Below are 9,782 nucleotides of genomic sequence, written 5' to 3' on the forward strand. Positions count from 1 at the left end.
GCGTTCGGAATGGGATGCTAAAGTGGTGTTGATCGGTCGCGGAGACCGTAGAGGGAATTTGAAATGCAATGGACTGCGTCGTGCTCGTGTGGTGCCCTTTCCATTGTCACCTCTGGCCAACCTAGAAAGGTCTCGGTCTGCCATTGCAATGCCTGTTAGCGCCGAACAGGATCAAGCTTCGGCGTAGCGGTGTTCTTCGATACCGAGCTAACCGAGAAAATTGGTTCGTCAACGACCTACAAAAAAGCGAAAGATAGCGGGAAATCGCTCGAATTTCATTTTTGCCCCACCTGCGGTTCGGCCGTTTTCTGGAAGCCATACTTCAGGCCAGGTTTGACCGCTGTCGCTCTCGGCTGTTTCGACAGTACGCTTGGCCTGAAACCATCCCAGACCGTTTACGACGAGTACCGCCACGCTTGGGTGGCGGTCACCGTCGACGAACTGTCGAAGTAACCCGGCGGTTGCACCTGCCTCCCACAAGCGGCATTTCAGACCGCGGTTGCCTCGCGGATCAAAAGCGCGCGTTGCGCCAGGGTGCGAGAAGCAAAGCGAGACAGTGGACTAATTTTGCTTGCTCGAAAGGAATGGGCATAACCGGAGCATCAGAGAGCTCGGCAGGCAGATGGTCGCGCTCATAACCGCTCACGAAGAGCCACTCCCGGCGTCGGAGGTGTCGTTGCGGCGGATGACCGAGAACCTCTGGTCCTGAGTGTAGCGTGCGAACCCAACAAGCATACTCGGTAGGCTTCCTCTGCGTCACGGCCGCAAGCGGTGCGTGGTCGATCGCGTCACGGCCGACGGAGAGCCATTGAGACGGGGCGTCTCCCCCTGCTAATCCCTGTCAGCTCGCCGGATTGCGCGCAGTGACGATCCAGGCCGCGCCGTCGATCATCACCGACCGCTCACCGGGGCAGCCCGCGAAGGCGACACGAACCGCAGCCGAGGCGCGGGCGCGGATGTCGTCGGGCTGATCAGCGAGCGCGCGCGACAGCGGGCCGACCTCGAGTGTCATCTCCACCGCGTCGTCGATCGCTGCGTCCCGCGTCCCGCCCTCGCCGAACGGGATGGAGGCATCGAATGGCGCGATAGCGACATCGGTGAAGCCAGCCGCCGTTAAAATACGCGCCACCCGCCCCTGGTCGCCAAACGAGAACGGGCCGGGCGCTTCGGGATCGGGCGGCGCCGTCGGCGGGACGATGCCCTTGATCGCGCCCATCGGCAAGCGCACCCAATCGTTCTCGGCCATGCCGCGCCAGCAAACGAAAGCGACCCGCGCGGCCGGCTTGAGCGCCCGGCGCATATGAGCGAACGCCGCCGTCGGATCGTCAAAGAACATCACTCCGAAGCGCGAGAACAGGATGTCGAACGCGCGCTCGGGCAACTCGGTGCTGCTGGCGTCGGCAACCTGAAATAGGGCCGGCGTATCCTGCGGCGCTAGCGCACGCGCTCTGCCGATCAGCGGTTCAGATATATCCACGCCTAGCACATGGCCCCCCGCGCCGACGCGGGCGGCCAGATCCAGACTAGACGCCCCCGCGCCGCAGCCGACGTCCAGCACGCGTTCGCCCGTGGCGGGCGCGGCGGCTTCGATCGCGGCCTGGCCGAACACCGCCAGCATGGCATCGAGCCGGGCCTGGTAAGCAACCCAGCGCTCCCCGCTTTGGCCATTCCAGTCGGCTACCTGATGAACATTTTTGTCTATCTCATGTCCTCTTTCTGATCGGTTCTTAGCCAGGCTATCCGCCGGCGTTGTCGTTGCCGCCGTGCGCGGCGATAAACATGGTGACGGCCGACCGGCAATAGGATTCGATTTCGTTGTCGTCCTCTGCTCTTGCCTCATCGAAGCGTGCGGTAATCAGGAGATCGGATCCTTTGAAGAGCGCGGCAAACAAGCGGGCGGACTGGAGAGGATCAGGCACGTTCAAAACCGCCTTCGCGTGCAACTGCCGCAACAGGGCCTCGATTTGGGCGATGACAAAGGCCGGGCCGGCGTCGTAATGGAGCTTGCTTAACGACTTTTGATTCGTCTTGTCGGCCATGACCATGGCTTCGACACTGCGGACGTCCGGGCGCAACAGCGTGCGAAGCAGGGATGATCCCGCCGCCATGAGCTGATCTTCAGCCGAACCGTCGACGCCTTCAAAAAGAGCGTGCGGCACGAACTGATGGCAGCGGGCCGCCATGGCCGCGCTGAACAGCGCCTCCTTGTTCTCGAAGTGCCGATAGATGCTAAGCTTAGATATCTTCGCCCGCCGGGCGACCTTGTCCAATGTCGTGGCCTGAAAACCCAATTCCACAAAGAGCTCGTGCGCTGCGTCGAGTATCGTTTGGCCAAGCGCCTCGTTAGTGGGCCGGCCACGTCGACCCTGGCTTTTTTCGGTCACGACAATTATGATCCTTGACAGTATCGTTATTCTTGAATTACGATAACATGCAGTATCCGAAATGTGCAAGCCAACGAGTGGATTTTATCTTGTCCTCCAAATCAAGTTTCCCTTGGCCGCCCGGCGATATCGAATACGTATCGCTGGACGAAAATGCGCGCCAGGCCCAGCCCAACCCCTCCATCCACCCCACGGAGCTTATCACCATGGATGACGTCATCATCATCGGCGGCAGCTTTGCCGGCCTCGCCGCCGCCCTGCAGCTCGGCCGTGCCCGTCGCAAGGTCACCGTTCTCGATACCGGACTTCCGCGCAATCGTTTCGCCGGCCACTCGCATGGCCTCCTCGGCCACGATCACAAACCGCCGCTGGACATCCTGGCCGCCGCGCGGCAGCAGCTGACGCGTTATCCCACGCTCAAGCTGGTCAATGCCCGAGCCGACAGCATCTCCGGCGCCATCGACAATTTCTCTGTCCTCACTGGCGATGGCGAAAGCCTTGGGGCGCGCCGCCTGATCCTGAGCTATGGCGTTGCCGATCAGATGCCTGATGTTCCGGGCTTTGCCGAAAGCTGGGGCACGTCCATCGTGCCCTGCCCCTACTGCGACGGCTTCGAAGTCGCCGACCAGCATTGGGGCCTCGTCTGGTCCGGCCCGCAGTCGCACACTTATGTGAGGCTGTACCACGATTGGACCGACACGTTGACGGTCTTCGCCGATGGTCACGACATTGCACCCGATATCCAGGCCGATCTGGCGCGCCGCAACATACCTGTCATCGACGGCCGGATCGCCGAGATCGCCCATCACGGGGGCCATATCACCACCGTTAATCTCGAAAGCGGCCGCAATGCCGGGGTCGATATCCTGTTCGCGCATCCGCGCAACAAGCCGTCCGCAAGCCTGCATGAATCACTGGGCCTCGACACGGTCAATACGCCCCTCGGCATCGCCCTCAAGGTCGACGAGCGTCGAGAAACCAGCATGCCCGGCATCTACGCCGCCGGCGATGTTGCTAATCCAGCGATGGCCTCCGTCACCACGGCAATATCACAGGGCGCGACGGCGGGTATCTCCGCGCAGCAGTCGATGCTGGTTTGAGAGCAGAGAAGCCCTTTTCCGGGTGCCCCGGGCTATTGCCGGCGAACCGGCTAAGCGAGGCCTGCGTGACTTCATTCTGAGATAGGGAGAAATTCCGCTGAACCTGGCAAAGTCCGCCGATCTTCACCCGTGCCAAATCGTCAAAAACAGCAGATTGCTATCCCGTGATCCTGGAAAACCGACAAGGAAAATCGGGGCAAATCACGGCCGCGACGGCCCCAGGGAGGGTGGCGATGGCTAAGAAACTGCCAGGATCGAAGCCCGCGCCGAGGAACTCGACACCATTGCCGCGGTGCTGAAAACCTGCGCGATCGGGCGATCCTGATGGTCGCCTTTGCCTCTGGCGGTAGCCGATGCAGGGAGATCGCCGCGCTTCGCGTCGAGCAGCTGAGTGTCGAGGCGCCGATCGAGCAAAAGGACGACCCTCCCCTCCCTGGCCATTCATCTCGGCCGCACGAAGACGACATCGGATGAGGAGGACGAAGTCGTCTACCTCACCGGACCGACCGGTCGAGGCGCTACATGCCTGGATGGCGACCGCCGATTTCTGGCCTGTTGGCGGATTCAAACAGCGGGGGCAATGTCGTGCGCGCCTTGATTGGCGACGGGCGGCCGGACGAGCTCACACAGAAGATCGATCCAGACCGTCGATTGGCACTCGACTTCTACCGCAGTCGCTAGACGACCCCGGTGATACAACACACCGCCATTCAGTGGTATCTCGGCCTGCCGATGCGACCCGAAGGGACTGACGATCTCGACGAACTCTTGACCCCCGACAGTGCTTCGGCGGTTGACATATCGCCCTATGTGGTCGTTCAGATTGCCGGAGTTGGTCTTGCCGCATTGACGGTATCGACGATCATCGAGATGGAGGTTGAAATGCGAAATATCTCTGTTTTCTTTCTGCAAGCGTCAGGCATCGCAGCCATTTGCATTGCCGTTGCTGCGGCGGCCGTAGCCACCGATAACGTTTCGCCGATCTACGGAGTGGCCCTTCCGGAGGGGTATCGCGACTGGAAGATGATAACGGTGGCGCACGAGGCAGGGAAGAACAACGACATCCGAGCAATCCTTGGGAATGAGATCGCAGTACAGGCTTTTCGGGAGGGGACGCGGCCCTTTCCCGATGGATCGGTGATTGCGCGCTTGGCGTACGTATACAAGTCTTCTCCAGAAAACGACGCCGTATTTCCGGCGCCGCAATCTTTTGTGGCGGGGGATCCCACGAACGTGCAGATCAGCGTAAAGGACTCGAAGAAATATGCCGACAGCGGCGGCTGGGGATACGCGCAGTTCGAAAACGGCCTCGCAAACCAGAGCGCGCCGCTTATGAAGTCTTGCTTTGCGTGTCACACAATGTTGGATCGTTCGAAGGATTTCGTGTTCAGCCACTATTCTCAATGATCGCGACGGGTGACGGAGACCAAGCTAGCCGAACGATTGGACGATGGCCGATATCCGCTGGGGATGAAGGCGCTCTTCGGCCGAGACCAAGTGTTCAGGAGAAGTGCCCGCTTGTTTCGATGCGCACCTTTCGCTTTGTCCGTGGAACGTGTCTCTGGAAAAAGTCTCTATTGGCACCATCACTGTGGACCCAGCCGGTCCGGCGGCTGAGTTGTGCAGAAATCCAGAGCCCCTTCCGGGGGTGTGGCACTGCGTCCCCTTTCATGGTTGGAACTGCCGGGTCGGCAACATGCCGAAACCGCCGGAACGTCCGCCACTGGACCATTATTGGACTCCCCGCCTCACTTGCCCTATGCTTCTGGTGGAACAACAAAAAGGAACTGCAATTGAACGTTGTACTATGGGATCGACCTATCCGAGCTGGGGGTAACTTGATCTTCGGACCGCTTGCGGCGAAGGAATTCATGGCGACCGGGTGGTCAGAAGCTAAAAACGGAGATTTCGCAGCAGCCCTGACGGCGATCCTCGCTGCAATCCGCGGTAAGGGATCTCCCGATTTCGCGCGAGAGCACTTCGAAAAAGCTCTGGTGTCGGCCGAGTTGATCTAGGATCGAAGCAGGTCTTTTTCTCCTTCAAATCAGGGGTGGCGTTCCAAGACGCCTCCCTTCTGGGGAAAGAGGCAATCCTGGAAATCTTTTCAATTTTTTAGCTAGAAACGTTCGGATTCCATTGCCGAACCGCGGGCCGGGTGGCTTGGGCTTGCCCTATCCAAGGACGACGGCGTCGCGATCCTTAACTCTGCCTGGAGCCAGTATCGAGGTCGCTTTCGCAGAAACATTGATCTTCAGACGAATGTCGTCCTGTTTGCCGGTGCTCCCTGATGTGTGCTGACCTTTCAAGACGCGATGTTTGACTTTCCTCAATGCCCGCATCCCTTGCCCGCGCCATAGTTCTCTGACCGGTTCCGCAGCAAGCGAACCAGGATCCGTCAGGGCCGAAGATCTCACCCACCAGCTTCGGAACCAATTGTTTAACAAGACCGTCCGACGAGGAGACAAGGCATGATCGTTGAGAACGCAATGACACCGTCGCCGATAACGATCGGCGAGTCTTCTACGGTCTTCGATGCAGCGAGCCTCATGCTCGCAAATCGGATTAGCGGCCTTCGTGTCGTGGACGACGAGGGTGTGCTGATCGGTATAATCACCGAAAGCGACTTCCTGCGGCGCCACGAACTCAATACCGACCGCAAGAGCTCATGGTTGCAGAACTTTCTGGCAAGCCCAGGCAAAATGGCCGACGAATACGTTCGCACCCACGGCCGCCTTGTAAAGGAGGTGATGAGCCCGCACCTCGTAGTCACAAGTCCGACGGCAGCTCTTTTCGAAGCTGTGCTCCTGATGGAGCGAAACCGCGTCAAACGGTTGCCGGTTGTCTCCGAGGGCAGACTGATTGGCATCATTTCGCGATCCGACCTGTTGCGTGCGCTGGCGAGAACGCAAAACCCCTCCGTGCCGTCGGTCGAAGACACGAAGGTCCAGGATGCCGTCTAGGCCGAACTTGCGAAGCAAACCTGGAGCAGAAACGGAGCCATCCGCTGTCAGGTGAGAAACGGCATAGCCGAGCTTGCCGGTACCATCTTCGACGAACGCGAGAGGCTCGCTGCCAAGGTCGCCGCCGAAAACGTTCCAGGCGTGAAATCGACAACAGATCACCTGATTTGGATCGATCCCTACTACGGGGTCGCCCTGCCACCACCGGTCGGAAACGAGGAACGGATATAATACCGGTTGTCGAGAAGTAGGGCGCGAGGAGCCACGACTGAAAACGAACCGGCTCCTCGCAAATGTCTCGGTATCTCATCCCCGCGACAGCGAGACTCTAGCAAAAGCGTGGTAAACAAACTCCTATCGCATTGAGAAAACGGCGACACGGGCTCGAGCTTGGGGAAAATGGCTGGGTCGCTCCGAGTAGCTGCTAATTGAGCGGGGTGAGGCCGTCATCTCCACGAAATCAGCGACCCACACGTTCGGATCCTACGCTGATCCTATGGTTGAATTATGTAAAACACGATCTGCGAAAATTACAGACGTTTGCTGTAAAGGATATCCCAGATTGATCTCCATCAAGGAAGCCTTCGTTCCCTTCCGTATGCTTCTGGAGCTAGTAGCGGTGAACCATGCAGGAACCAAGATCGTCTCTGCACGACGATGCCGATCCTGCTTTCGAGGCGGGTTTGCGAATGCTCATCGATGGCGGCATGTTTCAGGGAACAAGGCGTGATAAGGAACTGAGCGATCAGCCCTTCCCTTTCAATGCGCATGTGCTCGGGGCTGTGTTGCCGACCCATGAGCAAACCGGTCAATCCGGCGTCCTTTCAAAGCTAACTAGGGGAGGCTTCGGCGCGACGATATATACAACCCACGATCCCGACCGTATTCATCGGTTCGAAGTCAAGAAGCTCGACTGCCGCAGCCGGGTCGTCATCCTTCGGAAGGTAAGACGGTCGCTAGACCAAGAAGAAGAGCGATGCAGAGCGAAGGAGACAGACAATGCTATCCACTGATCGGGATTTCAAACCGGGCGGCGAGCATTTCGCCATTCCTACCCAAGGGGAAGTCGAAGGAAAGCTCATGGCGTCAGAATTGGTCGCTGTCGCTTGTCTCCAGGAGCTCTTGAGGAAAGAACATGCGCCGGTCGTCGAAAGGGTTCGGCGTCGGATCCTCCGTGATCTGAAACACCGCTGCCGCACGCTGCAACTCACCGCGGATGACGAAAAGACGACCGGTGACTATGCACTGCAGGTTCTGGCGGCAGCTGTGGATGAAGCGAGATCCAGATAGGGTTTAGGACAAGTGGGGATCCCCATGAGCAAGGACGTGGGCGTTGCTTTCAATGTCGGTTCATCGAGCGTGAAGATGGCATGTTCGACATTGGCTCCGGGTGCGCGAAGCGCATTGGTCGCGCCACATTACTCTTGGGTCAGCATTCCCGGCTTAAATACCAGGTAGCCGACGAGGTCGAAGATATCGAACTACCTGCAGCGGAAAGCGGCTTCGGCACCAGGGCGACTTCAAACGTTCTTGATCGATTATTGAACGGTGATTTTCACATCGGATTTGTCGGCCACCGTGTCGTGCACGGCGGGCTGGCCTTCAAAGGACCTGCGCTTCTCAACGGAAGCGTCATATCGCAAATCCAAAGCTTGGCCCCAATGGCACCCCTTCACCAGAAACAGGCGCTGGATCTCATAGACGTTTGTCTTTTCCCTATACCCCCGTGTGGTGCAGACCGCCTCGTTCGACACGGCCTTCCATGCCTCTCAATTCAGCCTCGCGAGCCGGTTGGCCATTCCCAACGCTATGCACGAAGCTGGCATACGGCGATACGGATTTCATGGTCTCTCGTATAAATACGTCGCAGCATTACTGCAGAAATTTGCGCCTTACGTCGGCGGCGGCAGAGTTGTGTGCGCCCATCTCGGATACGGCGCCAGTCTTTGCGGCATGGTCGATGGGGTCAGCATTGATACCAGCATGGGCTTTCCGCTCTCTACGGCATCCCCATGGCAACGCACCCAGGAGCGATCGATCCAGGCGTGTTGATCCATCTGCTTAAATCGCAATTTCCCGATGCCAACAAACTCGAACATTTTCTTTATCACCGGTGCCTTTCTTGGCGTCTCGGGAATCAGCGGTGATACCCAGGTGAGGCCATCGCAAGATCCTCGAAGACTGGATGCGAAGCTATAAGCCAGAGGAATTGTTTGACCCCCGCGGCCGCCTGAAGGAGGAGCTGCGCGAGCTCGCACCCAAGGGCGAAAAGAGAATGGGAGCGATTAAATTCGCAAATGGAGGGGGACTGCGAACGGAACTCATCCTCCGGAAATTGCGCAACACGCAGTCGAGGTTGGCGATCGTGGGTCGAACCTGATGCAGTCGACGGAGGTTCTGGGACGGTACTTGCGTAATGTCCTTCCCCTTAACGCCGCCCACCGCAACTTTCGTATTTTTCTTGCGTCTGCAGCGCAGCTTATAAGAGCTGCCAGGCTTCGTGTAAGTATCGACACTACGCCGTTCAAATCGGTAGAGCCCACCGGTTCACGAGACTAACTCCCATACCCTCGAAATCTTTGACATTGCGCGTGACTAGCGTCATCCGATGGATGAAGGCTGTCGCCGCAATATAGGCGTCATTGATCGGTTTGGGACTGGGCACATGCAATCGTGCTGCCCGAACTGCCGCCGCCTCGTCCAAGGGCAGGATGCGATTGGAAAACGCAGTGAGAACGGTATTTTCCAACCAGTTTCGTAACGACTTCCCGGCGGCTGTATCATTATGCTCCGCCAGCCGAACACCAATCTCGAGTTCGTGCAGGACAATAGACGAAATGAAAGCATCGGCCGGATCGACGGTTTCGTTCCAGACCACGACATTGCGATCAGCCTTGCCACTCGCGACCTTGCGCAGTTCGGACACGACGTTGGTATCGAGCAAAAGCTCAGGAGAGATCAACCGGCTGGGCGCGTTCTGTGTGCTCCGGGAGCGTCAGGTCAACGTCTTCGGCCCCCGGAGCTGCCAACATATCGCCAAGCGTCCGCATTTTACCTGTAAGCCGCCTGTACTCATCGAACGACAGCAGAACGTGAGCAGGCCGTCCCCTGTCGGTGATTATCACAGGCCCATTCCTGGTGGCGCGCTTTGCACGGCCAAGATCCTGATTGAGCTCCCGGCCCGAAAGAGTGGTGACGGTCACGACAAACCTCATATACGTAGTTACGTAACCACATTGATATCCAGCGACAGGAAATGCAAGCCGCGCCGCCTTGATGGGAGGCTGCCAGAGAAGTCGTAAAGTGCCCGAAGGCGAGCACCGCCTGTGATCGTGTCC

The 9,782-nt window shown here is 58.5% G+C and carries 10 protein-coding genes and 5 pseudogenes; 11 read left to right on the forward strand and 4 right to left on the reverse strand.

All coding sequences use genetic code 11. The features are described from left to right. Positions 1–63: 63 nt before the first annotated feature. Positions 64–453, forward strand: a pseudogene (locus RGCCGE502_RS16555) (GFA family protein). A 388-nt stretch (positions 454–841) separates the two neighbouring features. Here RGCCGE502_RS16555 and RGCCGE502_RS16560 read toward each other — a convergent pair. Together RGCCGE502_RS16560 and RGCCGE502_RS16565 are read right to left on the reverse strand one after the other, a co-directional pair. After that, positions 842–1,702 carry a class I SAM-dependent methyltransferase gene (locus tag RGCCGE502_RS16560; RefSeq protein WP_040674790.1) on the reverse strand — a complete coding sequence of 287 codons (861 nt, stop codon included), beginning with the start codon at positions 1,700–1,702 and terminating at the stop codon, positions 842–844. Between the two features lie 34 nt (positions 1,703–1,736). Then, positions 1,737–2,384, reverse strand: a complete 648-nt coding sequence (locus RGCCGE502_RS16565) for a TetR/AcrR family transcriptional regulator (protein WP_016555327.1) — start codon at positions 2,382–2,384, stop codon at positions 1,737–1,739. 206 nt (positions 2,385–2,590) lie between these two features. Here RGCCGE502_RS16565 and RGCCGE502_RS16570 point away from each other — a divergent pair, with 206 nt between their 5' ends. From RGCCGE502_RS16570 to RGCCGE502_RS39375, 10 genes and pseudogenes are all read left to right on the forward strand, one after another. After that, complete coding sequence (locus RGCCGE502_RS16570; protein WP_016555328.1) at positions 2,591–3,484, forward strand: NAD(P)/FAD-dependent oxidoreductase; 894 nt, start codon at positions 2,591–2,593, stop codon at positions 3,482–3,484. Between the two features lie 300 nt (positions 3,485–3,784). Further along, a pseudogene (locus RGCCGE502_RS37970) lies at positions 3,785–4,026 on the forward strand (site-specific integrase); the annotation flags it as partial. Positions 4,027–4,366: 340 nt separating this feature from the next. Next, positions 4,367–4,891, forward strand: a complete 525-nt coding sequence (locus RGCCGE502_RS16575; RefSeq protein ID WP_040674793.1) for a cytochrome P460 family protein — start codon at positions 4,367–4,369, stop codon at positions 4,889–4,891. A gap of 386 nt (positions 4,892–5,277) precedes the next feature. After that, a complete protein-coding gene (locus tag RGCCGE502_RS37305) occupies positions 5,278–5,499 on the forward strand; it encodes a DUF982 domain-containing protein (protein ID WP_176705704.1) in 222 nt (73 codons plus the stop codon). Positions 5,500–5,952: 453 nt separating this feature from the next. Further along, complete coding sequence (locus RGCCGE502_RS16580; protein WP_019280040.1) at positions 5,953–6,444, forward strand: CBS domain-containing protein; 492 nt, start codon at positions 5,953–5,955, stop codon at positions 6,442–6,444. Between the two features lie 15 nt (positions 6,445–6,459). Then, positions 6,460–6,675: pseudogene (locus RGCCGE502_RS38910) on the forward strand (BON domain-containing protein); the annotation flags it as partial. A gap of 768 nt (positions 6,676–7,443) precedes the next feature. Continuing rightward, entirely contained in the window at positions 7,444–7,734 is a 291-nt protein-coding gene (locus tag RGCCGE502_RS16590; RefSeq protein WP_016555332.1) for a hypothetical protein, read from the forward strand. Positions 7,735–7,814: 80 nt separating this feature from the next. Then, positions 7,815–8,093 (forward strand): annotated as a pseudogene (locus tag RGCCGE502_RS39085) (acetate/propionate family kinase); the annotation flags it as partial. A gap of 73 nt (positions 8,094–8,166) precedes the next feature. Continuing rightward, positions 8,167–8,496 (forward strand): annotated as a pseudogene (locus RGCCGE502_RS39090) (hypothetical protein); the annotation flags it as partial. Positions 8,497–8,629: 133 nt separating this feature from the next. After that, positions 8,630–8,824, forward strand: a complete 195-nt coding sequence (locus RGCCGE502_RS39375) for a phosphoketolase family protein (protein WP_016555334.1) — start codon at positions 8,630–8,632, stop codon at positions 8,822–8,824. A 144-nt stretch (positions 8,825–8,968) separates the two neighbouring features. On the opposite strand, the gene RGCCGE502_RS16605 is transcribed toward RGCCGE502_RS39375, so the two are convergent. Further along, positions 8,969–9,406 (reverse strand): type II toxin-antitoxin system VapC family toxin, encoded by a 438-nt coding sequence (locus RGCCGE502_RS16605; protein ID WP_016555335.1) that lies wholly within the window; start codon positions 9,404–9,406, stop codon positions 8,969–8,971. Next, the gene (locus tag RGCCGE502_RS16610; RefSeq protein WP_016555336.1) at positions 9,393–9,647 is read right to left on the reverse strand and encodes a type II toxin-antitoxin system Phd/YefM family antitoxin; all 255 of its coding nucleotides are present in this window, start codon (positions 9,645–9,647) and stop codon (positions 9,393–9,395) included. Before RGCCGE502_RS16610 ends, RGCCGE502_RS16605 begins: the two co-directional genes overlap by 14 nt. Between the last annotated feature and the right edge of the window lie 135 nt (positions 9,648–9,782).

The sequence above is a fragment of the Rhizobium grahamii CCGE 502 genome (assembly GCF_000298315.2).
Classification (GTDB): domain Bacteria; phylum Pseudomonadota; class Alphaproteobacteria; order Rhizobiales; family Rhizobiaceae; genus Rhizobium; species Rhizobium grahamii.

What these genes read in the sequence shown, in the direction of transcription:
- RGCCGE502_RS16570 (WP_016555328.1), top strand. Translation starts at nt 2,591, where the DNA reads ATGGATGACGTCATCATCATCGGCGGCAGCTTTGCCGGCCTCGCCGCC.
- RGCCGE502_RS16575 (WP_040674793.1), top strand. Translation starts at nt 4,367, where the DNA reads ATGCGAAATATCTCTGTTTTCTTTCTGCAAGCGTCAGGCATCGCAGCC.
- RGCCGE502_RS16580 (WP_019280040.1), top strand. Translation starts at nt 5,953, where the DNA reads ATGATCGTTGAGAACGCAATGACACCGTCGCCGATAACGATCGGCGAG.
- RGCCGE502_RS16590 (WP_016555332.1), top strand. Translation starts at nt 7,444, where the DNA reads ATGCTATCCACTGATCGGGATTTCAAACCGGGCGGCGAGCATTTCGCC.
- RGCCGE502_RS39375 (WP_016555334.1), top strand. Translation starts at nt 8,630, where the DNA reads ATGCGAAGCTATAAGCCAGAGGAATTGTTTGACCCCCGCGGCCGCCTG.